Origin of the sequence: Paenibacillus sp. FSL M8-0334, assembly GCF_038000405.1 — a bacterium.
GTDB classification, from domain to species: Bacteria; Bacillota; Bacilli; order Paenibacillales; family Paenibacillaceae; genus Paenibacillus_AQ; species Paenibacillus_AQ campinasensis.
The window spans coordinates 2,918,073-2,942,908 of sequence record NZ_JBBOCH010000001.1 but is presented as its reverse complement, the minus strand read 5'-3'; the positions used below and the strand labels follow the sequence as shown (position 1 = coordinate 2,942,908).

Annotated in this window: 24 protein-coding genes and 1 other annotated feature; of the genes, 1 reads left to right on the top strand and 23 read right to left on the bottom strand. The window is 52.7% G+C overall.

The features are described from left to right. Positions 1-67 precede the first annotated feature (67 nt). The 19 genes from rpoB to MKX64_RS12695 all read right to left on the bottom strand — a co-directional run bounded on the left by rpoB (position 68) and on the right by MKX64_RS12695 (position 17,892). Positions 68-3,613: a DNA-directed RNA polymerase subunit beta gene (gene rpoB / locus MKX64_RS12785; RefSeq protein ID WP_095267530.1), complete on the bottom strand. Its 3,546-nt coding sequence runs from the start codon at positions 3,611-3,613 to the stop codon at positions 68-70. Positions 3,614-3,999: 386 nt separating this feature from the next. After that, on the bottom strand, positions 4,000-4,602 hold the full coding sequence (locus MKX64_RS12780) for a class I SAM-dependent methyltransferase (RefSeq protein WP_095267529.1): 603 nt from the start codon (positions 4,600-4,602) through the stop codon (positions 4,000-4,002). 187 nt (positions 4,603-4,789) lie between these two features. Then, complete coding sequence (gene rplL, locus MKX64_RS12775) at positions 4,790-5,152, bottom strand: 50S ribosomal protein L7/L12 (RefSeq protein WP_095267528.1); 363 nt, start codon at positions 5,150-5,152, stop codon at positions 4,790-4,792. A gap of 70 nt (positions 5,153-5,222) precedes the next feature. After that, the gene (rplJ, locus tag MKX64_RS12770; RefSeq protein WP_095267527.1) at positions 5,223-5,726 is read right to left on the bottom strand and encodes a 50S ribosomal protein L10; all 504 of its coding nucleotides are present in this window, start codon (positions 5,724-5,726) and stop codon (positions 5,223-5,225) included. 60 nt (positions 5,727-5,786) lie between these two features. Further along, positions 5,787-5,946, bottom strand: a sequence feature (ribosomal protein L10 leader region). A 70-nt stretch (positions 5,947-6,016) separates the two neighbouring features. Beyond that, positions 6,017-6,709 (bottom strand): 50S ribosomal protein L1, encoded by a 693-nt coding sequence (gene rplA / locus MKX64_RS12765; protein WP_095267526.1) that lies wholly within the window; start codon positions 6,707-6,709, stop codon positions 6,017-6,019. A gap of 82 nt (positions 6,710-6,791) precedes the next feature. Next, entirely contained in the window at positions 6,792-7,217 is a 426-nt protein-coding gene (rplK, locus tag MKX64_RS12760) for a 50S ribosomal protein L11 (protein WP_095267525.1), read from the bottom strand. 80 nt (positions 7,218-7,297) lie between these two features. Continuing rightward, positions 7,298-7,831: a transcription termination/antitermination protein NusG gene (nusG, locus tag MKX64_RS12755; protein ID WP_095267524.1), complete on the bottom strand. Its 534-nt coding sequence runs from the start codon at positions 7,829-7,831 to the stop codon at positions 7,298-7,300. 21 nt (positions 7,832-7,852) lie between these two features. After that, the gene (gene secE / locus MKX64_RS12750) at positions 7,853-8,044 is read right to left on the bottom strand and encodes a preprotein translocase subunit SecE (protein WP_095267523.1); all 192 of its coding nucleotides are present in this window, start codon (positions 8,042-8,044) and stop codon (positions 7,853-7,855) included. A gap of 24 nt (positions 8,045-8,068) precedes the next feature. Then, entirely contained in the window at positions 8,069-8,218 is a 150-nt protein-coding gene (rpmG, locus tag MKX64_RS12745; RefSeq protein WP_006212941.1) for a 50S ribosomal protein L33, read from the bottom strand. A 392-nt stretch (positions 8,219-8,610) separates the two neighbouring features. Beyond that, positions 8,611-9,258, bottom strand: coding sequence for an RNA polymerase sporulation sigma factor SigH (gene sigH, locus MKX64_RS12740; protein ID WP_095267522.1), 648 nt, complete (start codon positions 9,256-9,258; stop codon positions 8,611-8,613). Between the two features lie 199 nt (positions 9,259-9,457). After that, a complete protein-coding gene (locus MKX64_RS12735) occupies positions 9,458-9,976 on the bottom strand; it encodes an NYN domain-containing protein (protein WP_095267521.1) in 519 nt (172 codons plus the stop codon). A 6-nt stretch (positions 9,977-9,982) separates the two neighbouring features. Continuing rightward, positions 9,983-10,732: a 23S rRNA (guanosine(2251)-2'-O)-methyltransferase RlmB gene (gene rlmB / locus MKX64_RS12730; RefSeq protein ID WP_095267520.1), complete on the bottom strand. Its 750-nt coding sequence runs from the start codon at positions 10,730-10,732 to the stop codon at positions 9,983-9,985. A gap of 91 nt (positions 10,733-10,823) precedes the next feature. After that, positions 10,824-11,258 carry a Mini-ribonuclease 3 gene (locus MKX64_RS12725; RefSeq protein WP_095267519.1) on the bottom strand — a complete coding sequence of 145 codons (435 nt, stop codon included), beginning with the start codon at positions 11,256-11,258 and terminating at the stop codon, positions 10,824-10,826. Then, a complete protein-coding gene (gene cysS / locus MKX64_RS12720) occupies positions 11,255-12,664 on the bottom strand; it encodes a cysteine--tRNA ligase (protein ID WP_095267518.1) in 1,410 nt (469 codons plus the stop codon). The genes MKX64_RS12725 and cysS overlap by 4 nt, the downstream gene beginning before the upstream one ends. A 91-nt stretch (positions 12,665-12,755) precedes the next feature. Further along, positions 12,756-13,448, bottom strand: a complete 693-nt coding sequence (cysE, locus tag MKX64_RS12715; protein WP_095267517.1) for a serine O-acetyltransferase — start codon at positions 13,446-13,448, stop codon at positions 12,756-12,758. Positions 13,449-14,041: 593 nt separating this feature from the next. Then, positions 14,042-15,505, bottom strand: a complete 1,464-nt coding sequence (gene gltX, locus MKX64_RS12710) for a glutamate--tRNA ligase (protein ID WP_095267516.1) — start codon at positions 15,503-15,505, stop codon at positions 14,042-14,044. A 36-nt stretch (positions 15,506-15,541) separates the two neighbouring features. Next, positions 15,542-16,030, bottom strand: a complete 489-nt coding sequence (ispF, locus tag MKX64_RS12705; RefSeq protein ID WP_095267515.1) for a 2-C-methyl-D-erythritol 2,4-cyclodiphosphate synthase — start codon at positions 16,028-16,030, stop codon at positions 15,542-15,544. Beyond that, positions 16,027-16,725, bottom strand: coding sequence for a 2-C-methyl-D-erythritol 4-phosphate cytidylyltransferase (gene ispD, locus MKX64_RS12700; RefSeq protein ID WP_179292195.1), 699 nt, complete (start codon positions 16,723-16,725; stop codon positions 16,027-16,029). Before ispD ends, ispF begins: the two co-directional genes overlap by 4 nt. A 78-nt stretch (positions 16,726-16,803) precedes the next feature. Further along, positions 16,804-17,892, bottom strand: coding sequence for a PIN/TRAM domain-containing protein (locus MKX64_RS12695; RefSeq protein ID WP_095267514.1), 1,089 nt, complete (start codon positions 17,890-17,892; stop codon positions 16,804-16,806). Between the two features lie 263 nt (positions 17,893-18,155). Here MKX64_RS12695 and MKX64_RS12690 point away from each other — a divergent pair, with 263 nt between their 5' ends. After that, on the top strand, positions 18,156-18,551 hold the full coding sequence (locus MKX64_RS12690; protein ID WP_095267513.1) for a DUF1573 domain-containing protein: 396 nt from the start codon (positions 18,156-18,158) through the stop codon (positions 18,549-18,551). Between the two features lie 159 nt (positions 18,552-18,710). On the opposite strand, the gene pssA is transcribed toward MKX64_RS12690, so the two are convergent. From pssA to clpC, 4 genes are all read right to left on the bottom strand, one after another. Continuing rightward, entirely contained in the window at positions 18,711-19,439 is a 729-nt protein-coding gene (pssA, locus tag MKX64_RS12685) for a CDP-diacylglycerol--serine O-phosphatidyltransferase (RefSeq protein ID WP_095267512.1), read from the bottom strand. Between the two features lie 60 nt (positions 19,440-19,499). Beyond that, positions 19,500-20,582: a DNA integrity scanning diadenylate cyclase DisA gene (gene disA, locus MKX64_RS12680; RefSeq protein WP_155618807.1), complete on the bottom strand. Its 1,083-nt coding sequence runs from the start codon at positions 20,580-20,582 to the stop codon at positions 19,500-19,502. A 7-nt stretch (positions 20,583-20,589) separates the two neighbouring features. Continuing rightward, positions 20,590-21,957, bottom strand: a complete 1,368-nt coding sequence (gene radA, locus MKX64_RS12675; protein ID WP_095267511.1) for a DNA repair protein RadA — start codon at positions 21,955-21,957, stop codon at positions 20,590-20,592. Between the two features lie 397 nt (positions 21,958-22,354). Continuing rightward, entirely contained in the window at positions 22,355-24,808 is a 2,454-nt protein-coding gene (clpC, locus tag MKX64_RS12670) for an ATP-dependent protease ATP-binding subunit ClpC (protein WP_095267510.1), read from the bottom strand. Between the last annotated feature and the right edge of the window lie 28 nt (positions 24,809-24,836).

Below are 24,836 nucleotides of genomic sequence, written 5' to 3'. Positions count from 1 at the left end.
GTCCTAATTATGTGCTACGGTCGCAACACCGCCGCCGGCCAAAGACCGACGGGGTGAACAGCAGCCGTTATTCCACTCCGACTTCAGCGCCTTCCAAGTTAAGGCTCAGTTTATCACCTGCGGCATCATCTTCATCATCGAGTTCTTTCATCTCGATTTCTTCTTCGTCCTCGCTTAGGATTTTGACGTCCATACCGAGAGACTGAAGCTCCTTGATCAATACCTTGAACGATTCAGGAACACCTGGTTCCGGAACGTTCTCGCCTTTGACAATCGATTCGTACGTTTTTACCCGGCCGACAACATCATCGGATTTCACTGTGAGGATTTCCTGCAGCGTGTACGCTGCACCGTAGGCCTCAAGCGCCCACACCTCCATCTCACCGAAGCGCTGACCGCCGAACTGAGCTTTACCACCCAGCGGCTGCTGCGTAACGAGAGAGTAAGGGCCTGTGGAACGGGCATGGATTTTGTCGTCAACCATGTGCGCCAGTTTGATCATGTGCATGACGCCCACCGTAACTTCACGCTCGAAGCGCTCGCCAGTCCGGCCGTCATACAGCACGGTCTTACCGTTGCGCTGCATGCCTGCTTCCTCCATCGTATCGAACACGTCATACTCGCTTGCACCGTCAAATACCGGCGTTGCAACGTGAATGCCGAGCTGGAGGGCAGCCATACCCAGATGGACCTCAAGCACCTGACCGATGTTCATACGCGATGGAACCCCGAGCGGGTTAAGCACAACCTGTACCGGTGTGCCATCCGGCAGGAACGGCATGTCTTCTTCAGGCAAGATCCGGGCAACGACACCTTTGTTACCGTGACGTCCTGCCATCTTGTCGCCTTCAGAGATTTTCCGTTTCTGTGCGATGTAGACGCGAACCAATTGGTTGACGCCTGGAGGCAGCTCATCGCCGTTCTCACGGGTAAACACCTTCACGTCAACGATGATGCCGTCACTTCCGTGAGGCACGCGAAGTGACGTATCGCGAACCTCGCGAGCCTTCTCACCGAAGATCGCATGCAGGAGACGCTCTTCCGCCGTCAGTTCCGTTACCCCTTTAGGCGTAACCTTGCCGACGAGAATATCTCCGGCGCTAATCTCGGCACCGATGCGGATAATGCCGCGCTCATCCAGGTTCTTCAGCGCTTCTTCACCGACGTTCGGAATGTCGCGCGTAATTTCCTCCGGCCCCAGCTTCGTGTCGCGAGCCTCGGATTCGTACTCCTCGATATGAATCGAAGTGTACACATCCTCCTTCACGAGCTTCTCGGAAAGAAGGATCGCATCCTCGTAGTTATAACCTTCCCAAGTCATAAACGCGACAACAACGTTGCGGCCAAGCGCCAATTCGCCCATCTCGGTTGAAGGACCGTCGGCCAGAATGTCGCCTTTCTTCACCACGTCGCCGCGCTTGACGATCGGACGCTGGTTAATGCAGGTTCCTTGGTTGGAACGCATAAACTTGTGCAGTTTATATTTAATGATGTCCCCTTTGACTTCTTGTCCGTCCACGTTCTCCACGCGGCGGAGCCAGATTTCGTCAGCGGACGAACGTTCAATAATCCCGTCGTATTTGGTTACAATACATACACCGGAATCCTTAGCAGCTTTATGCTCCATGCCTGTTCCGACAAGCGGAGCTTTAGGCACGAGCAGAGGAACCGCCTGACGCTGCATGTTCGATCCCATCAGGGCGCGGTTAGAGTCATCGTTCTCAAGGAACGGAATGAGCGCCGTCGCCACGGATACAACCTGCTTCGGCGATACGTCCATGTAGTCCACACGGTCGCTCGGCATCGGCAGGATGTTATCGGATTGCTTGTTGTAACGAACGATAACGACATCATCTGTAAAGCTGCCGTCTTCGTTCAGTTCGGCATTCGCCTGGGCGATCACGTAGTTGTCTTCCTCATCCGCAGTCAGGTAATCAATTTGCTCGGTTACCTTGCCTGTTTTCGGATCCACCCAGCGATACGGAGCTTCAATAAAGCCGTATTCGTTAATGCGGGCAAAGGTAGACAAAGAGTTGATCAGACCGATGTTCGGTCCCTCCGGCGTCTCGATCGGACACATACGACCATAGTGACTGTGGTGAACGTCGCGGACTTCGAAGCCTGCGCGCTCCCGCGTCAGACCACCAGGTCCGAGTGCAGACAGACGACGCTTGTGCGTCAGTTCTGCCAGCGGGTTCGTCTGATCCATAAACTGGGACAGCTGGGAGCTTCCGAAGAACTCCTTGATGGATGCGATAACAGGACGAATGTTGATCAATGCCTGCGGCGTAATCACATTCGCATCCTGAATCGACATTCTTTCACGCACAACGCGCTCCATGCGGGACAAACCGATACGGAACTGGTTCTGCAGCAGCTCGCCAACAGAACGCAGACGGCGGTTGCCCAGATGGTCGATATCATCCGTGTTCCCGATTCCATGCAGCAGGTTGATGAAATAGCTGATGGAAGAGATGATATCCGCCGGCGTAATATGTTTCACGGATTTGTCGATATTTCCGTTCGCGATCACTTTCACTACCTTGCCGTCTTCAATTGGAGAGAAGACATCAATGGTTTGCATCGGGATATCATCGCTATCCAGCACACCGCCGGCCACATGGTAGTTCTTGAAGCCAACGCTCTTCTCGAGGTGTGGCATAATCTCGTCGAGGAGACGACGGTCTACCGTTTGTCCTGCTTCTGCGATAATCTCGCCAGTTTCAACGTCGATCAGGCTTTCAGCCAGACGCTGGTTGAACAAACGATTCTTGATATGAAGCTTCTTGTTGATCTTGTAGCGACCCACATTAGCCAAGTCATAACGCTTCGGATCAAAGAAACGCGCGACCAGGAGGCTCTTCGCATTCTCCAGCGTCGGCGGCTCGCCCGGACGAAGACGTTCGTAAATCTCGATCAGCGCCTTCTCGGTAGAGTCCGTGTTGTCCTTGTCCAGCGTGTTTTGAATATATTCATCATTGCCCAGCAACTCCAGAATCTCGGCATCCGTACCAAAACCAAGCGCACGCAAAAGCACGGTTACAGGGATTTTGCGGGTGCGGTCGATCCGGACATAGATGATGTCCTTCGCGTCCATTTCGAGTTCCAGCCATGCGCCGCGGTTCGGGATCACTGTAGCAGTGTAGGTTGACTTACCGTTTTTATCCACTTTCGTGCTGAAATAGACGCTGGGAGAGCGAACCAACTGGCTGACAATAACCCGTTCGGCACCATTGATAATGAATGTTCCGGTTTCCGTCATGAGCGGAAAATCCCCCATGAACACTTCCTGCTCCTTGACCTCTCCAGTCTCCTTATTGATGAGACGGACCTTCACGCGGAGCGGCGCCGCATAAGTAACGTCGCGTTCTTTTGCGTCATCGACGGTGTATTTCGGTTCTCCAAGGCTGTAGTCAATGAACTCCAGAACCAAGTTGCCTGTGAAATCCTGGATTGGCGAGATGTCCTGAAACATTTCGCGAAGCCCTTCCTCCAAAAACCATTCATAAGATTTTTGTTGGATTTCGATCAGGTTCGGAACTTCGAGTACCTCGTGGATACGAGCATAACTGCGCCGAGTGCGTCGACCATATTGAACAAGATGTCCTGCCAACTTAAACTCACCCCTCATGTCTACTCACTTTAAAAATTCATTGCGAACCTCTGTTTGTAACACTATAATGGTACATACAGAGGACACTCCCATAAATAGAGAAAAGCCCTTATCGAATCAACTTTCGAAAAAAGAGCAGCTTATCCATGGTTATGATAATCATCTCATATCCAGTAGATTTGCCCAAAATGTACATATTATACGTTAATGCGACGGACTTTATGCAGTTCCCTTCACATTAGGCCTTGACATTTCAGCAAACTAAAGACAAAGAGACCATCCTAATACTGACATTTTATAATAATAACACAGCGGGTCAACCGAGTCAACAGCCCTGCCGTATTTTGAAACATTAATTTTCATTTCATGCATTTGCGTTCATTTCCTCAAGCCTTTGTCGCCTTGAAGATGCGATAACCCTTATCCTTCGTTACCTCTTCCACCTTCTTGAACAGACTCTCCAGCTTCGCCTTCGCCGAAGGAGCGCCCTGCTTCTTCTGGATCACGATCCACAGCTCACCATTGTCGCGAAGATGATGCCACGCCTCTTCAAAAATCGCAAACACCGTTTCTTTTCCCGCACGGATCGGAGGATTCGTCAGGATCACATCAAACTGCTGGCCTTTCACCGCAGCAAACAGATCCGATTCCATCACCGTGACATTCGCAATGCTGTTGCGAATCGCGTTTTCCTTCGCCAGTTCGACAGCTCTGCTGTTAATGTCGATCATCGTCACATGTCCGGCAGCAGCGAGCTTCGCCGCAGCCAAACCGATGGGCCCATAACCGCACCCGACATCCAGCACGGAAGCATCTGGCCGAATGTCCATCGCTTCTATCAAAACTTTGCTGCCATAATCTACGCCGCCCTTGGAAAATACCCCCGCATCGCTGATAAAACGGAACGTGTTTCCCCGAAGGACTGCACTCAGCTCTTTGCGATCATGCGCCGTCTTCGGCTGATTAGAGTAATAGTGCTGATTCGGCATACGCCCCTCCATCTGAATCCAGTTTCCCCTCTTTCCCCCGAACAAGGAGCAAAGAGCGCCAATTGTACCAGTATACCCCCGGCTGATTTCAAACAGACCTGTCTTGGGTTAACGCCTCACAATAACAAACCCCTTGAACCTAAATTCAAGGGGTTTGCATCATGCTGACATATCCGTTAGAGAGAAATTACTTCAGCTCTACAGTTGCGCCTGCTTCTTCAAGCTTCGCTTTAACAGCTTCAGCTTCGTCTTTGGATACTTTCTCTTTCAGAGCTTTAGGAGCGTTGTCAACCAGCTCTTTCGCTTCTTTCAAGCCGAGGCCAGTGATTTCGCGAACCACTTTGATAACGTTGATTTTGGATGCACCAGCGTTAGCCAGTACTACGTCGAATTCGGATTGCTCAGCAGCTTCAGCAGCGCCGCCGCCACCTACAACAGCTACTGGAGCTGCAGCAGTTACGCCGAATTCTTCTTCGATTGCTTTAACGAGATCGTTCAGTTCCAGAACGGACATGCCTTTAATTGCTTCCAAGATTTGCTCTTTGCTCATTTAAGTTGAACCTCCGTTTATTATAAGAATTTTGTATAGTTACAATCATACAGCGAATCGTTCACACTGCTTATGCGCCTTGCTCTTCCTTCTCTGCCACAGCTTTAACTGCAAGCGCGAAGTTGCGAACTGGAGCTTGAAGGACGCTGAGGAGCATGGAAAGGAGACCTTCGCGGGATGGAAGCTCAGCCAGAGCTTTGATCTCGCCTTCTCCAATTACACGACCTTCTACTACGGCGCCTTTCAATTTCAACGCGTCGTTCTGTTTAGCAAAATCGTTCAGGATTTTTGCCGGAGCGACGGCGTCATTGACACTGAATGCAACAGCTGTAGGACCTGTCAGCACTTCATCGAGTTCTGTCAGTTCTGCAGCCGCAGTTGCACGACGAAGCAGCGAGTTTTTCAAAACTTGAAATTCAACGCCAGCTTCGCGAAGCTGTTTACGCAGTTCAGTAACCTGCGCAACGTTCAATCCACGGTAGTCAGCAACAACGGTCGTTACGCTCTCGCGCAGCTTCGTTGCGATCACATCAACCGCTTCTTGTTTCGCTTGAATCACTTTTGCGTTTGCCAATGATTACACCTCCTGGTTGTACTAAGTAGCGATTGAGGCCAAGCCCCCCGCTCTCTTCCTACGGGCACTAAAAAAGCCTCCGTAGAATCACGAAGGCCTGATGAAATCATCATTTGACCGGCATAGCCGGACAAGCTGCTGACATTCTATCATAACACCTCGGTAGGAAATTAAGCCTGCTTAGGGCACCTACTGTCTACGGTAAGCATATTCAACTTTAACGAACAGTCTCATAAACTCACAACTGTTTCATCATAACAAACATCATTGACCAAAGTCAACGGTATTTATTACTTGAACGTTGCTGTGTTCACACGAGCGCTCGGTCCCATCGTGGACGAAACGGCGATGCCTTTCAGGTATACACCTTTAGCAGCAGCTGGTTTCGCACGGTTCAAAGCATCGATGAGAGCTTTCAGGTTCTCATTCAATTGCTCTTCAGTGAAGGACACCTTGCCGATTGGCGCGTGAATTTGAGCTGCTCTGTCCAGACGGTACTCGATTTTACCAGCTTTGATTTCTTGAACCGCTTTGGCAACGTCGAAAGTAACCGTACCGGCTTTAGGGTTAGGCATCAGGCCTTTACCGCCGAGCAGACGGCCCAGTTTACCAACTTCACTCATCATATCAGGTGTAGCTACGCAGACGTCGAACTCGAACCAGCCCTGCTGGATTTTGTTGATCATATCTTGATCGCCTACAAAATCAGCGCCAGCCGCTTCCGCTTCCTTCGCTTTGTCACCTTTTGCAAATACCAGAACGCGTTGTGTTTTACCCGTACCATGCGGCAGGACAACAACACCACGAACAGCCTGGTCTTGTTTACGAGGGTCAACACCCAAACGCACTGCTACTTCGACAGTTTCGTCGAATTTAGCTGTAGCTGCCTTTTTCACCAGTCCAACGGCTTCAGAAGGCTCATACACTGCTTCGCTGTCGATCAGCTTGGCAGCTTCAAGGTATTTCTTACCGTGTTTAGCCATGATTCGTATTTCCTCCTTTGTGGTGATAGCGGAAAATCCTCCCACATATTTCCGGACGAAGAACGTCCGGGTTCACGAGACCTTAGTCTTCGATTGTGATGCCCATGCTGCGAGCAGTACCTTCAACCATCTTCATTGCAGCTTCAACAGATGCAGCGTTCAGGTCAGGCATTTTGGTTTCAGCGATTTGACGAACTGCGTCACGCTTAACCGTAGCCACTTTTTTCTTGTTCGGTTCGCCGGATCCTTTTTCGATCTTGGCAGCAACGCGAAGCAGAACAGCAGCCGGTGGAGTTTTGGTAATGAACGTAAAGGAACGATCTTCAAATACCGAAATTTCAACCGGAATAATCAGACCAGCTTGATCGGCGGTACGCGCATTGAATTCTTTACAGAATGCCATGATGTTGACACCCGCTTGACCCAATGCTGGACCTACCGGAGGAGCCGGGTTCGCTTTAGCTGCAGGAATTTGCAGTTTAACTACCTTGATTACTTTTTTAGCCATGATAGACACCTCCTTGCCTCAATAGTGGTTAACGGACGCGGCAAAGCGCCCTCCCACAAGAAACCCGAAGAACAAAAAATCTATATCTTCTCCACTTGAGTATAGTCCAACTCCAGCGGGGTTTCCCGTCCAAACATGTTGACGTGAACCTTCAGCTTGCTCTTATCAGCCAATATTTCTTCCACGGAGCCCACAAAATTCGCAAAAGGACCAACCTTGATTCGAACGGATTCCTTGATATCGAATTCGATCTTCGGTTTCGGCTCTTCCATACCCATATGCTTCAGAATCTGTTCAACTTCTTCTGGAAGCAAAGGCGTCGGCTTGGAGCCTGAGCCTGTCGAACCGACAAAGCCCGTTACCCCTGGCGTATTGCGAACAACATACCAAGAATCATCGGTCTGAATCATCTCGACCAAGACATATCCCGGGTAAACCTTACGCATGACGGTTTTCTTCTTTCCGTCCTTGCTTACGACCTCTTCTTCCATCGGAACAAGAACCCGGAATATTTTGTCCTCCATGCCCATGGACTCGACACGTTTTTCCAAATTGGCTTTGACTTTATTCTCATACCCGGAATAGGTATGAACCACGTACCATCTTTTTTCCATATCAAGCCACCTGGGACCCTTCTAAATTATCGCTTCGATCACAGCGGAAATACCGATGTCTACAACCCAAAAATAAATCGCGACAAACACTATGGTGCCAAGAACAATCAACGTATAGTTCGTCAGCTCTTTACGATTGGGCCAGCGAACCTTTTTAAGTTCCGCCCAGCTTTCAGAGAAAAAGGAAAACAGAGACTTGAAACCACGTTTCACGCCGACTACACCTCCAAAAGAAAACTATCTTGTTTCGCGATGAGGAGTTTGCTCGTTACAAAACTTGCAAAATTTCTTCATCTCCATGCGGTCGGGGTGATTTCGCTTGTTTTTGGTGGTTGTGTAGTTTCTTTGTTTGCAGCTTGTACAAGCCAAAGTGATAATTACCCGCATGATGTGCACCTCCCGAAGACGTCCTTCTTTATCAGAAGAACCGATATTGATCCTAGTAGAAATAACATCGCCTTAGCATTACGTAAAACGCGGTTATTTCTGCGAGATGAATAAAACCGCTGTGCCCGCATAAGCAACAACGATTCATTCATAAAACACGCGAATTTAGGCCTACCTAAATCACTTTATCACAAGGGTAGCGCCATTTCAAGCCTTTTTCTCTCTGATTGCAAGGTACAGAACTTGGTAAACCGGTATTGCTGATCATTCTATACCATTATGTTCAATCTTACAAAAACCTAAAACAGACTATCCAAAAAATGAAAAAAGGCTCTGTTCGAGCCTTTCCTGATCCAAGTAACATGTACGATAGCAAAATAAATGAATGAGTTCTATCCGTTATCCCTTACCTCCAGGTAACGCTCAAGCTTGCGCTTGACTCTCTGGAGCGCATTATCAATCGATTTCACATGACGTCTGAGATCTACCGCAATTTCCTGATATGAACGACCGTCCAAATACAACATGAGCACTTTACGCTCGAGGTCGCTCAAAATTTCGGACATCTTATCTTCCAGGCCAACGAATTCTTCCTGGTTAATGATCAGTTCCTCCGGGTCGCTGACTGCTGTGCCGCAAATGACGTCAAGCAGGGTACGGTCCGAATCCTCATCATAAATAGGCTTGTCCAGCGAAATATAGGAATTGAGCGGGATATGCTTCTGCCGCGTGGCCGTCTTGATCGCCGTAATGATCTGCCTTGTGATGCACAGCTCGGCAAAAGCCTTGAACGAGGAAAGCTTGTCTCCCTTAAAATCACGGATCGCCTTGTAAAGGCCGATCATGCCTTCCTGGACAATGTCTTCCCGGTCAGCGCCAATGAGAAAATAGGTGCGTGCTTTGGCGCGCACGAAATTCCGGTACTTGTTGATCAAATACTCAAGCGCACCGCTGTCACCCTCGCGGACCGCCTCGACAATGTCTTCATCACTAATCACATCATACCCTGACAACACGACTTCTCTGAGGTCTACACTCAATAGAATCCCTCCGGCCCGGAACGCACGGTAGTCCGTCACTCGCTTGAAATATATGACAAGTATATATGATGTCTATCAGACCGTCAACCACAGATTGCCTAAATAGACCGATATTAACATTTAATGTCAAGTATAAATTTTTTTATTGCGGGAGATCATGCGCAACCTGCGGCTGCCAAAGCGTCCTTTCTTCCAGGCTTCATTCCCGGCGCCAGCGTTCCAGCATCTGCCTCACATCCGGCGGCAGCGTGGAATCAAGCGTATTCCGGTTTTTCGTCTCTTCCTTCCGGATTTGACGCTGCACCTCCTGCTCGCTTTGCTCCACCTCGATCAGCAGCTCTCTGGCAGACACCCGGAGCGCCCCCAGCGCAAAAATAACGTGCTGCTCAATCAGATCACTCGTTGCGACATAAATTTTGCGCCGGCGGTGACTAAACTCCCCGACCAGGCGCTCGATGCATTCATCAGCCGTTTCCTTCTCTTTCGTAAAATACACCTGAACCTTGCCCTGGGTGTAGGATTTACCGAGGCCAGGCACCCGGTAGGCGTCAAAGATCGCCACGACCCGCCGGCCCGAGAAGGCCTGGTAATCGGCCAGCTTCTCCAAAAGCGCATCCCGCGCATCCTGCATGCTGGACTTGGCCAGCTCTGCAAGAAACGGCCAGGCGCCGATCATATTGTAGCCGTCCACCAGCAGCACATCGCGCCAATCGGCCATGGATCTCTAACCCTTCATATGGCGGCGGCGAAGCACTTCATACATGACGACACCAGCGGCAACCGACGCGTTCAGCGAGTTGATTCTGCCAGCCATCGGCAATTTGGCGAGCACGTCGCATTTCTCCCGAATCAGACGCCCCATGCCTTTATTCTCATTCCCGATCACGACCGCAACCGGGCCGTCAAACACGGTGGCGTCGTAAATATCCGAATCCGCATCGACCACGGTGCCGACAATCCACACGCCCAGCTCCTTCAGCTGCTCAATCGTCTGGGCCAGATTGGTGACTCTCGCCACCGGCACATATTCCACCGCGCCGGCCGAGGTTTTGGAGACCGTCGCCGTAATTTGCGCCGAGCGGCGCTTCGGCAATATGACGCCGTGGACTCCGGTACAATCTGCCGTTCTCAGGATAGAGCCGAGATTATGGGGGTCCTCGATCTCATCCAGAATGAGCAGAAACGGCGGCTCCCCCTTCTCCTCCGCCACCTTGAGCAGATCATCCACCTCGGCGTATGCGTATGGCGCTGTCTGCGCGACAACGCCCTGATGCTGAACCCCGGGGGCAAGCTGATCCAGCTTGCGCTTGTCGACATGCTGGATCACGATGCCAAGCTTCTTCGCCTCGGCGATAATCGGCGATGTCAGATGCTTTTGCGCGGTTTCCGCAATCCATATTTTATTAATCGTTCGTCCCGATCGCAGCGCTTCCGTCACGGAATGCTTGCCGGCGACAATTTCTTCTTCCTGCATAACTGATTTGCTCCTCCTGCTTGAACCGGGACCCGAATACAGGCCCCAGCCAAAATGTTGTTATCATACCGAAGCCGACAGACCGCCCCGTTTATTGTTCAATGTATTCGATGCTTGTGCCAATCAGCTCGCGGAGCCGATCCTGATTGCCCGTATAATACAAATACCCGATCAGGCACTCGAACGCAGTCGCATGGCGATATTCCAGCACATTCGCATTCTTGGGCATCGTGCCCGACTTGGCGTTGCGCCCTTGCCGCACGACATCCCGCTCCTCATCGGTCAGCATCGGCTCCAGATAAGCGATGATCCGGCTCTGCGCCTTGGCCGAGACCAGCCCGGTGGCCAAGCGATGCAGATGATGCGGCCGCAGATTCGCCTTGGAGATCAAATATTGTCGAACCGCCACCTCGTAGATGGCGTCTCCGATATAAGCGAGCACGATCGGGGGGATGAGCCGCGCCGGCTTGGATGGCGGAAAATCAAACCATCCAAAATCCGGCACGTCTGGTCCTGGCCCGCTCATTTCCGCCGCCAGCGCATGCCTTGCGCCGTGTCCTCAAGGAGGATGCCCTGTGCAGCCAGCATGTCGCGAATTTCATCCGCACGCGCCCAGTTTTTGTTCTTCCGGGCCTCCGTGCGCTCGGCGATCAGCTGCTCGATCTCCTCATCCAGCATCTCCTCGGCCTCTGCCGAATCCACGATGCGAAGCACGCCGTTCATCTCTTCAAAGGCGCGGAGCACCGCCTGCAGATCAGCCGCCGGAACCGAAGCTTCCTGCAGAAGCTGGTTGGCCTCGCTCGCCCACAGGAACATTGCCGTAATCGCATCTGGCGTGTTGAAGTCATCCTGCATTTTCTCATGGAACTCTGCAAGCACAGCCGACATCTTCGCAGCAACAGCCTCGCTCGGCGCCTCATCAGGCAGACCGACGGCAGCGCTCAGCCGATGCTTCACATTCCCGGCAGCATTCGCCAGCCGCTCGACACTGCTGATCGCCTGCGCCATCACCTCATCGCTGTAGTTCAGCGGATTGCGATAATGCGTGGACAGCATGAAATAACGGATGACCTCTTTGGCATATTGCTCGCGCAGGTCCTTCACCAGCACCCCGTTGCCCAGCGATTTCGACATTTTCTCATTGTTGATGCGGATATAGCCGTTGTGCATCCAGTAATTGGCCAGAGGCTTGCCTGTGAGCGCCTCCGACTGGGCCACCTCGCACTCATGGTGCGGGAACTGCAGGTCCTGGCCACCGCCGTGAATGTCCAGCGTGTCGCCGAGATAACGGCGAGCCATGGCCGAGCACTCGATGTGCCATCCCGGACGGCCGTCGCCCCAAGGGCTGCTCCAGTAGATCTCTCCCGGCTTCGCCGCTTTCCACAGCACGAAGTCTTCCGGGCTTTCCTTGCGCTTATCCACTTCGATCCGGATGCCAAACTGCAGTTCGTCCAGCTTCTGCTGGGACAGCTTGCCGTAATCATCAAACTTCCGGGTCCGGAAGAAGACGTCGCCGCCGTTCTCATAAGCAAAGTCCCGGTCCACAAGCTCCTGGATGAAATCAATGATCTCTTCCATGTTTTCCGTGACGCGGGGATTCAGCGTCGCTCTCGGAATGCCCAGGCCGTCCAAATCTTCGTAATAAGCTGCGATAAATTTCTCCGCAACCTCAGGCACCGTCGTCCCGGTCTGTTCGGCTTTGCGGATCATTTTGTCATCGACGTCGGTAAAGTTCACCACATAGTTGACATCATAGCGCTGATTCTCGAAGTATGCCCGAACTACGTCGAAAAAGATCATCGGACGCGCATTTCCGATATGAATATAGTCGTATACGGTCGGTCCGCACACGTACATCTTCACCTTGCCCGGCTGCGCCGGCACAAAGGTTTCCTTGCTCCTGGTTAATGTATTATAAATTTGCAGTGCCATATGGTCAGGTCACAATCCTTTCCTCTTGCTCGTTATCAATCTGCCCAAGCGGTTTGCGGCTCCCTTCCGGCCGGACAGGCCGCTTCTTCGGCTATTCCTTCTTGACCGAGGATACCAATGCCTCCGGCTCTCTTTCCTTATGCCCGCTCTCTCCACGGACCTCCTCTATCTCTGCCCGAAGCTGATCGATCTCCTTCTGCATCGAACGAAGCATATCGACGATCGGGTCCGGCAGGTTCGTGTGATCGAGGCGATCTCGAATCCGCTCCCCATTCTGCTTGACCACCTTCCCCGGGTTGCCAACCACAGTGCTGTTCGGGGGAACCTCCCGCAGAACGACGGCATTGGATCCGATATTACAATTGTCTCCAATCGTAAACGATCCCAGCACTTTCGCGCCCGAACCGATGACCACGTTGTTGCCGATGGTCGGATGCCGCTTTCCTTTTTCCTTCCCCGTACCGCCCAGAGTTACCCCCTGGTAGATAACCACGTCGTCGCCGATCTCGCATGTCTCCCCGATCACAACGCCCATGCCATGGTCAATAAACAGTCTATTCCCGATCTTGGCCCCGGGGTGAATCTCGATCCCGGTCATGAATCTGCTGATCTGCGATATGATGCGGGCCAGTGTATACCAGCGCCGCTTGAACAGCGCATGTGCCACCCGATGCGCCCAGAGGGCGTGCAGGCCCGAGTAGGTAAAGATGACTTCAAAAAGTCCGCGGGCAGCCGGGTCATTCTCAAACACGGCCCGAATGTCCGACTTGATTTGTTTGAACATGTGCGCTCCCTCTCTCCTTCTGCTATTCGAGTCCAAGCACGGCGGTGAAAAGACCACATGCATAGCTGCTGATCAAGATGTGTGGGTCACAGCCTCCCCGCAAATGTCGACAAATTGTTGTTTAGAAAAAAGCGCCCCTGCAGCTTTCGCTGCAGAGGCGCCAGATCCGCGGTTCCACTCTGCTTGAACCGTCAATAGCTCCTCCCCGGTCAGGGACGGGTTTCTACGGTTCCACTCAAGTCATTAACGGCAGACAACCGGCATGATCTAACGAATGTGATTCGCTTCAACCACGCAGCTCACAGGTGCATTTCCGCTGCAGACGAACGGGATAACTCTCAGCCGGCTTCGTCAAGCTGATCTTGTCCTTTAAGCCGGTTATCCTCTCTGGGCGTGTCTGTTGTATGCGTACTTCTCCTGATCGTAGCTTTTTGCAAGATGATATTGGCAATATAAGGAGCGGCCTGTAAGCCCGGTATACGAGCCACCGCCATACACCTTATATCTTATAATTCACTTTAGTTTGAGTGTAATTATACCCGATGAAGCAAGGAGCTGACAAGGCGGATTATGCGCCTGTTTCAGCGGACATCTCAGGCTCCCTTGATCTGGGAGCGCAGACGATCAAGCACGCGGTCACGGCCAAGCAGCCAGATGGTCTGGTTCAGGTCGCGTCCATGGGTCTGTCCCGTCAAGGCTACACGAATCGGCATAAACAGCTGCTTGCCTTTAAATCCGGTTTCCTTCTGCACTTCCTTGATCAGCGCCGCAATCTTCGTGGCACTGAATTCATCGGACTGCTCCAGCTTGCCGAGGAACGAAGAGAGCACGGCCGGCACCTGCTCGCCGCTCATGACCTCAATCCCCTCTTCATCCAGCTCCAGATGCGTCCGGAAGAACACTTCGGACAGATCCACGATATCGGACGCAGACGTCATCTGCTCCTGATACAGCGCCACGAGCGCACGCGCCCAAGCATCCTCTTCCGGCGAGAGCACGTCTGGCAGGCGGGACGCCTTCTGCAGATGCGGAATAGCCAGCGCAGCCACACGATCTGGATCGGCATTCTTGATATACGTGTTGTTCATATGCGCAAGCTTGTTCGTATCGAATACAGCCGGGCTCTTCGAGAGACGGTGCTCATCGAAGATGCGGATCAGCTCGTCTTTCGAGAACACCTCTTCCTCTCCTTCCGGAGACCAGCCGAGCAGGGCGATGAAGTTAAACAGCGCTTCCGGCAAATAGCCGAGCTGATCATACTGCTCAATGAACTGAATGATCGATTCGTTCCGCTTGCTCAGCTTCTTATGATCCTCGCCGACAATAAGGGTCATATGCCCGAACTTCGGCGGCTCCCATCCGAACGCTTCGTAGATCATCAGCTGGCGAGGCGTGTTGGAGATATGATCCTCACCGCGCAGCACGTGGCTGATCTTCATCAGATGATCGTCCACCGCCACGGCAAAGTTATACGTCGGAATGCCGTCCTTCTTCACGATGACAAAGTCTCCGGTCTCCTTGCTGTTGAAGGAAATCGTTCCTTTCACCATATCGTCGAACGTGTATACCCGATCCTCCGGCACGCGGAAGCGAATGCTGGCGACACGGCCTTCCGCCTCGAACGCGCGGCGCTCCTCCTCCGTCAGATTCCGGTGCTTGCCGGAATAGCGCGGCGTTTCACCGCGGGCCATCTGCTCTTCCCGCTCCTTCTCCAGCTCTTCCTCTGTACAATAACAGCGGTAAGCCAGACCGCGATCCAGCAGCTCCTGCCAGTATTGCTTGTATATATCCAGACGCTCTGTCTGACGGTATGGTCCATACGCTCCGCCGACATCAACGCTTTCGTCCCATTCCATCCCCAGCCACTTCAAATATTTCAGCTGGCTCTGTTCTCCGCCCTCCACGTTGCGTTTAACATCCGTATCTTCAATCCGAATAATAAATTTGCCCCCATGCTTGCGGGCGAATAAATAATTAAATAAAGCCGTTCTAGCATTTCCGATATGTAAATGTCCCGTTGGACTCGGTGCATAGCGCACACGGACTTCTCCGGTCATTTCCAACCCCTCCGTTCGCTTACTTCAAAGATTCCTTCAAGATGATAGCATACCTTTCACGAGACACACAACAGACTGTGCGGCAATCCCCTCGCCGCGTCCGGTAAAGCCCAGCTGCTCGGTTGTTGTAGCCTTGACATTGACTTGCTCGGCACTCGCTTCAAGCGCTCCCGCTATAATCTCGACCATCTGCGGGATGTGCGGCGCCATCTTCGGCTTCTGTGCAATAATCGTTGCATCGACATTGCCAAGCGAGTAACCCCGCTCCTTGGCCATCGCCCATACCTGGCGCAGCAGCTCCAGGCTGTCGGCATCCTTAAAAGCCTGATCGTCATCTGGAAAATGCCGCCCGATATCCCCAAACGCCAGCGCGCCCAGAATGGCATCCGAAATGGCATGCAGCAACACATCCGCATCCGAGTGCCCGAGCAGCCCTTTCTCATAAGGAATGGTCACACCGCCAATGATGCACGGCCTCCCCTCCACCAGCTGATGCACGTCAAATCCTTGTCCAATACGAATCATTCCCTGCTCTCTCCCTTGCGTTTCTGTAAGAACATTGCATACTCCAGATCATCTGGTGTGGTGATTTTGATGTTGCTGTATTTCCCCTCGACCACCGCCACCGGAACGCCCATACGCTCGACCAGCATGGCGTCATCCGTGCCGACAAACCCTTCCTGCTCCGCTGACTGGTGAGCCTGCAGCAGATCGGAAAGACGAAAAGCCTGTGGGGTCTGAACGGCCCACAAGCTTTGGCGATCCGGCGTTCCTGCAATGAAGCCTTGACCGTTCACCTGCTTGATTGTGTCCTTGACAGGAACCCCCAGCACCGATGCGCCCTCGCGGAGCGCCGCGTCCCGGCACCGTTCAATTTCTTCCGATGTGACAAACGGTCTGACACCGTCATGTATCATTACCCAATCTGAAGAAATTTGCTTGATTCCTTGGTAAACGGACTGCTGTCTCTCGCTGCCGCCGGTAATGACGGCTGACACCTTGTCCAATCGGTATTCCTGAATCCACCTCTGGCAGCGCTCCACCTCGCCCTCGCCCGTGACGAGTACGATCTCCCGCAGCCAGGGCAGCCGGTTGAACACTTCCAGCGTATGAATCATAATTGGCTTCTCATTCAACATGAGATATTGCTTGCTCTCCCGGGTCCCCATGCGGGACCCTTTCCCCGCCGCCACAATGACGGCCCCGAAGCTCGACAACATACCCAAAACTCCTGTCTTTCCCACTCTCAACCACGGCGTGGCGAAAACGGACATATGTATACCTTCATCATACTCCGTTTACTGGGCTTTTTCCAACAGTTTCGGTTTGGCGAAGATCATTCGGCCGGCCGAGGTCTGCAGCACGCTTGTCACCAGCACCTCCATCATGGTGCCGATATATTCCCGTCCTCCCTCGACAACGATCATCGTACCGTCATCCAGATAGGCAACGCCTTGGCCGTGTTCTTTCCCGTCCTTAATAATTTGAACCAATATTTCTTCCCCTGGCAGCACCACCGGCTTGACCGCATTGGCCAAATCGTTGATATTCAGCACGGATACGCCTTGAAGCTCGCACACCTTGTTCAGATTAAAGTCATTGGTTACCACTTTCCCCTGAAGCACTTTGGCGAGTTTGACCAGCTTGCTGTCCACTTCGGATATTTCTTCGAAATCCCCTTCATAGATGAGTACCTTCACTTCGAGCTCTTTCTGAATTTTATTCAAAATATCCAGTCCCCGCCGACCGCGATTGCGCTTCAGCAGATCCGAGGAATCCGCAATATGCTGGAGCTCCTCCAGTACGAATTCCGGGATGACAATCGTCCCCTCAATAAATCCGGTTTTGCAAATGTCGGCAATGCGGCCATCAATAATGACACTCGTATCCAGAATCTTATGCTCCTCAATGCGTCTGCCTTCCGGCTCGGCCACCTGGCTCCATTTGCCGGACATCCATAGCGAAGCCAGCTCTTCCTTCTTCTCCAGCCCGATCCTAAGACCAATGTATCCGCCCAAGAGCGTAATTCCGACCTGCATCAGCTTCCCGGCTTGTCCAAGCCACAGCAGCCCCGGCGACATTAACAGCGACAGCAGCAATCCGCCCAGAAGTCCTGCCGTACCGGCAGCCAGCTCATTCATCGGAATCCGCGAGAAAGCGGAAATCATCGTTTGCAGACGGCCTGCCACCTTGTCAGCCACGAGCATGCCAATCACGCCAAACAACAATCCCCCCAACAGCGCGGATGCCCCGCTGCCTGCCGCGAATATACCTTGATCAAATATCGGCGAGAGCTCCGAGAATGATTGCGGGACCGTATGGTACAGCGTATATCCGCACCATGCTCCGCATAAAACCGCAAATGCTAAGATAGCTTTTTTAATCATGAGCTTTCGCACCTCCTTTTACTTCAGAAATCAATGTTTCCCTCTTCTTACTTTCCAGTATGGTCCAATTTTTTACAGCATAATCGTCTTGGTTAGCTTTTTTTGAAAATGTTTCCTTGTCATGTTCGTCTCCTTGCCAGCCGCCGTTCTGTTGCTGCCTCCCCCTGTGCCTTACCGCCCTGCCAATCCCTAAATTGGTTGAAATCGGCTGAACGTGTGGAATATAATGAATTCAATTCATAAATATCGAGGTGGATGTAAAAATGAGCGCTCCTAGTTTACAGGCTTTTCAGGATCAAGTTTCCGAATTGTTGCTCCGTCATCGCAGCTTGATGGATGTATTGTCCAAAAATGGTCAAAGCAGCGCATCCGTTAACCGAGCTGTCACCAAGGCTGTTACGGAATGCGGATGCATCGAGCTTCACGCCACGAAGCAGACCTTCGATATCGGCGCTGACCTTGAGCATGCCCGGGAACTCGCCGGCACGCATGTGAAGGGTGAGCTGTGCGAGAACTGCCGTGAGGCCGTCAGCTCCGAGCTTGGACGAAGCCTTTTCTACATGTCCGCCCTGGCTAATCTGCTGGACATCCAGCTGGATGATGTTGTGAGCAAAGAGTCCCAGAAATGCTCGACGCTCGGTCTGTTTAACTTGTCATAATCAGCACTTGCGCTGGCAGCACCAGACGATCATTTTGTTCTTCGATATAAGGAACGGCCTTTTATATGCATATAAAAAGCATTTATTTCACTGCTTAAGGGCAGGAAATAAATGCTTTTTATTATTGGAAATATTCGAATGATGAATAATGGCAGGTTGCTAGTGATCGGAAGATTGGTAAGCTTCTTCGGAATTGTTGTCCTTCTTGCGCTTTTTTCTTCTGAATCTGCGCAGGTTCTGCTGCAGCCCGTAGCCTGCATACAGCACAAGCGGCACAAAGATCAGCATCGATGTCTGCTCCGGGAAGAACACGGCAACCATGACAGCGCCGATAATGACAATCGGAGTAAATTTGATGGCAGTCTTTGGAATTCCGACTTTTTTGAAATTCGGATACTTGACGCTGCTGACCATCAGATAAGACAGAAGCAGCATCGCCACGATCATGTAAGGCGCCATAATCTCTTCGTTGAACAATGCCAGCGTAGCCAGTACGCCGCCTGCTGCCGGGATCGGCAGTCCGATAAAATACCCAGGTATGCCGGGACGAACATTAAATCTTGCCAGCCTCATCGCTCCACACATCGGGAAGATGGCTGTCACGGTCCAGGCCAATGCGTTATTCAAATCGCTGAAAACAGCTGTGTACATGATCAAAGCAGGCGCAACACCAAACGATATAACATCGGACAATGAATCCAGTTCCTTGCCCAGTTCGCTCTGGCAGTTCAGGGCCCGGGCGACACGCCCGTCGAGTCCGTCGAGCAGCATGGCGATAATAATCATAATCGCAGCCATGCTGGTCCGGCCTTCAAAAGCCAGGATAATACCAATCATTCCGAGAAACAGATTACCTAACGTAAACATGTTCGGAATTGATTTTGTCATGTGTATATTCACCTCGTCGTCTAACAGTGTACGTGCAGACATCCATTGATTGTAGGGGTTTTAAATTTGCCTGTCAATGAATACTTGTTCCTGCAAACGCTTGAGCCCTTCCTTGATGGTCCGTGCGCGAACCTCTCCGATGCCGTCCACTTCATCCAGCTCGTGGATGGAAGCAGCCATAATGCTCGGCAGATCCTGGAACCGGTCCACCAGGTTGCGGATAATCACATTCGGCAGACGGGGAATTTTATTCAAAATGCGATAGCCCCGCGGCAGAATCTCCTCCTCGGAGGCCGCCGCCGAGGCCGGATATCCGAGTAGACGCACAATGTGATGAATGTCGAGCAGTTCTTCATCCGTTGAGCGTTTCAAAGCCAGTATGATTTCGCGGATTTTCTCCTCGCTGTACTCGCGCACGTAATCCGCATACAGCAGCCAGGCTTCTTCCTCCATATTGCTGACCAGCTCATCCATCTGCATGCTGATCAGCCGGCCCTCATTGCCAAGCTCATTAATATAGCGCTTGATCTCCTTCTTGATCCGAAGCACCATCTCCACTCGCTGAATAACGTTGACCACTTCCGGAATGGTGACCAGTTCTTCAAACTCCGATGCCGACAGGTTGGTCAGCGTCTGATTGAGGACTGCCCGATAGCGTTCCAGCGTCTGAATCGCCTGGTTCGCCTTGGTCAGAATGACGCCGATTTCCTTCAGCGCATACCGTAGCGAGCCTTGATACAGCGTAATAATGTTCCGGCGCTGAGAGATGGACACAACGAGCTTGCCTGTCTGCTTGGCCACCCGTTCCGCAGTCCGGTGACGGATCCCCGTCTCGATGGAGGCGATGGAGGAATCCGGGATCAGCTGGGTGTTGGCGTACAAAATTCGTTTCAGGTCTTCGCTGAGAATGATGGCGCCGTCCATCTTCGCCAGCTCATATAAATAGTTGGGCGAGAAATCGCAGTTAATGGAGAATCCCCCATCCACAACCTCCATCACTTCCGGGCTGTAGCCGACCACGATCAGCGCCCCTGTCTTCGCCCGCAGCACGTTCTCCAGGCCGTCGCGAAACGGTGTTCCCGGAGCTACCAGCTTAAGCAGATCATTCATTTTATCCAGTTGGCTCGATTCCTTCACCTTCATATGCCCCCTAATCTAACGCAACCGCCAGTGCATCTGCAACGGTATTAACTCCTATAATTTGAATTCCTTTCGGATGTTTCCAGCCTTTCAGGCTCTTCTCCGGCAGGATGACACGCTTGAAGCCAAGCTTCTCCGCTTCCTTCACCCTTTGTTCTGCCCGGGACACCGCCCGAACTTCACCGGTCAGACCCACTTCGCCAAAGATGACATCATAGGGCTTGGTCGGAATATCGCGGAAGCTGGAGGCAATGCTGACGGCAATCGCCAGATCCACCGCCGGCTCATCCAGCTTGACGCCCCCGGCTGCGTTCAGGTATGCGTCCTGCGTCTGGAGGAACATGCCCATTCGCTTCTCCAGAACGGCGATGATCAGATTCATCCGGTGATGATCGACCCCGGTACCCATTCGTCTTGGCGAAGGAAAATGGGTGGTTGAGATCAGCGCCTGCAGTTCCACAAGCACCGGCCGCGTGCCCTCCATGCTCGCCACCACCGTCGAGCCGGCCACGCCGAGCGGACGCTCCGACAAGAACAGCTCGGAAGGATTGCCGACCTCGCGCAGCCCATCCTCGCCCATTTCGAAAATGCCGATTTCATTCGTCGAGCCGAATCGATTCTTAACGGCGCGCAGCACGCGGTACGTGTGATGCCGCTCGCCTTCGAAATACAGCACGCAATCCACCATATGCTCCAACATGCGCGGTCCAGCAATGGCCCCTTCCTTGGTCACATGGCCAACGAGAACCGTGGCGATGCCCTTCACCTTGGCTAGGCGCATAAACCGGGATGTGCATTCGCGCACCTGAGCTACACTGCCAGGCGCACTCGTCACCTCCGGCAGATAAACCGTCTGAATGGAGTCGATGACAACAAAGCCCGGCTGCACGCTCTCGATCGCCTCTTCAATCGCCTCCAGGTTCGTCTCGCACAGCACGAACAGCTCTTCGGACAGCGCCCCGAGCCGATCAGCACGAAGCTTGGTCTGGCGGACCGATTCCTCTCCCGATATATACAGCACCCGCACACCACTCTGTGCCAAACGGTTCGAGGCCTGGAGCAGCAGCGTGGACTTACCGATCCCGGGATCCCCGCCGACAAGCACAAGGGAGCCGGGAACGAGCCCGCCGCCGAGAACACGATTCAGCTCCGTAATCCCGGTCTGGATACGGGGTTCCTTGCCACTCTCTATATTTATGATCGAAAGAGGTTTTTCTTTACTATGAAAAAGAGGGGAGTTCCTCCCCTGGGTCTTGACAACTGTCTCGGTCTCCTCCACCATGGAATTCCATGATTGGCAGCCCGGACATTTACCGTACCATTTAGGGGCTTCATAGCCGCATTCAGTACAAGTAAATTTCGTCTTAGTTTTGGCCATGAATGTCTCCTTTATCACGTTCGGTCATTGTCGGATTCCGTAAAAGACTGCAAAATCAGACATTACTCAAAGTTTACCATTGAACACAATTCATCGTAAAGACTATTCAGTAACTTTAGGTGCCTATACCCATGGTTTTATAAGGAAGTTGTCCCTATTGTTGATTTCGGTGTGGCGGCACACTTTTTTTAGCTATAATTAACCGTTGTTTAACAAATTTGTCTATCGCCGTCGGATTTAGGATGATCGTTGCATAACACACGTTAGAAAAGTGCAAACACATTTGCGCAAGTATACGCAGAGGAACCTGGCTGATCCCGATAAAAAAGCATGAGCGCCCAAGGACGAATCCCCCCGGACGCTCAGTGCAGTTCTTCTATTCAATCGATCTATATGATCATTCCGCTTCGGCAGCGGCTGTTACTTTGCCTGTCTTGCGAACGACCAGTTCGCCGTTCTCCTCGTCGATGACCACCGAGTCGCCTTTGACCACATTGCCCTTCAGCAGTTCCTCGGACAACCGGTCCTCAACATGCTTCTGCAGTGCCCGGCGGAGCGGACGAGCACCGAAGGCCGGATCGTACCCTTCCTTGGCAATGAAGCTCTTCGCTTTGTCGGTCAGCTCGAATTCCACGTTGAATTCCAGCAGCCGTTTGCGCAGCTCGTCGGACATCAGCGTCACAATTTCGGCGATGTGCTTCTCTTCGAGCGAGTGGAACACGATGATCTCGTCGATCCGGTTCAGGAACTCCGGACGGAAGCTCTTCTTCAGCTCATCCATCACTTTGCCCTTCATGTTGTTGTAGTCGCGTCCGGCATCGCTCGCGGCGGTGAAGCCAAGCGTCGAGTTGCGCTTGATCGCCTCTGCGCCCACGTTGGACGTCAGAATGATCAGCGTATTCCGGAAATCGACCACGCGGCCCTTGGAATCGGTCAGACGACCATCCTCAAGCACTTGGAGCAGGATGTTGAACACTTCCGGGTGAGCCTTCTCGATCTCATCGAGCAGCACAACGGAATACGGCTTGCGGCGAACCTTCTCGGTCAGCTGGCCGCCTTCTTCGTAACCAACATATCCCGGAGGCGCTCCGACGAGACGCGCAGTGGAGTGCTTCTCCATATACTCGGACATATCGATCCGAACCACGGCGTTCTCGTCGCCGAACATCGCTTCGGCCAGCGCACGAGCCAGCTCCGTCTTCCCGACGCCTGTAGGGCCGAGGAAGATGAAGGAGCCCATCGGGCGCTTCGGATCCTTCAGACCGGCGCGCGCACGGCGCACAGCACGGCTGACGGCTCTCACCGCTTCCTCTTGGCCGATGACGCGGCTGTGGAGAATCTCCTCCAGCTTCAGCAAACGTTCGGTCTCTTCTTCCTTCAGCTTGTTGACCGGAATGCCGGTCCAGTTGGCTACAACGTCCGCGATATCCTCAGGGGTTACCTCGGAGTCCGTGCGGCCTTGCTTCTCTTTCCACTGATTCTTCGTAATTTCAAGCTCTTCACGAAGCTTCTGTTCCGTATCGCGAAGCGCGGCAGCCTTCTCGAATTCCTGGCTTTGGACCGCGGCGTCCTTCTCCTTGCGGATATCCTCCAGACGCGCTTCCTGATCCTTCAGGTTCGGCGGAATCGTGTACGTATGCAGACGGACTTTCGATCCGGCCTCATCGATCAGGTCAATCGCTTTATCCGGCAGGAAGCGGTCTGTAATGTAACGGTCCGACAATTTTACCGCTTCCTCGATTGCTTCATCCGTTATTTTCACACGGTGATGCGCTTCGTAACGGTCACGCAGTCCGTACAGGATCTGGATCGCTTCCTCCGGAGACGGCTGATCGACCGTAATCGGCTGGAAGCGGCGCTCCAGGGCTGCGTCTTTCTCGATATATTTGCGATATTCGTCCAGCGTCGTTGCACCGATGCACTGCAATTCGCCCCGAGCAAGGGACGGCTTCAAAATGTTCGATGCATCAATGGCGCCTTCCGCACCGCCAGCGCCGATCAGCGTATGCAGCTCATCGATGAACAGAACGATGTTGCCGGCCTGACGAATTTCATCCATGATTTTTTTCAGACGGTCCTCGAACTCGCCCCGGTATTTCGTGCCTGCCACGACAGAGCCCATATCGAGTGTCATGACCCGCTTGTCGCGAAGCGTCTCCGGAATTTCATTGTTGATGATCCGCTGCGCCAGCCCTTCGGCAATCGCCGTTTTACCAACGCCCGGCTCACCGATGAGCACCGGATTATTCTTCGTACGACGGCTGAGCACCTGAATGACACGCTCGATTTCCTTGCTGCGGCCGATGACAGGGTCCAGATTGCCTTCCTTGGCAATGGCCGTCAAATCCCGGGCCAGACTATCCAGCGTCGGTGTGCTGACGTTCTGTGGCGTTCCGTGATGGCTCGACACGGCTTCGCTGCTTCCGAGCAGCTGAAGCACCTGCTGGCGCGCCTTGTTCAGGCTGATGCCGAGGTTGTTCAGCACGCGTGCTGCGACGCCTTCTCCTTCACGGATCAGACCGAGCAGAATATGCTCAGTCCCTACATAAGTATGGCCTAATTTGCGAGCCTCATCCATCGAGAGCTCAATGACTTTTTTGGCGCGAGGCGTATAAGCAATATTCGTCGGCTGCTCCTGTCCGCGTCCGATCAGGCTCTCCACTTCGTCCTGGATTTTCTCCAGTCCAAGGCCAAGGCCAATCAGCGCTTTCGCTGCGATACCGTCCCCTTCACGGATGAGTCCGAGCAGGATATGTTCTGTTCCAATATTGTTGTGGCCCAGACGAACGGCCTCTTCCTGAGCGAGTGCCAGCACCTTTTGCGCACGTTCTGTAAATCTGCCAAACATCATCGTATTGCACCTCCATGTTCGATTCGTA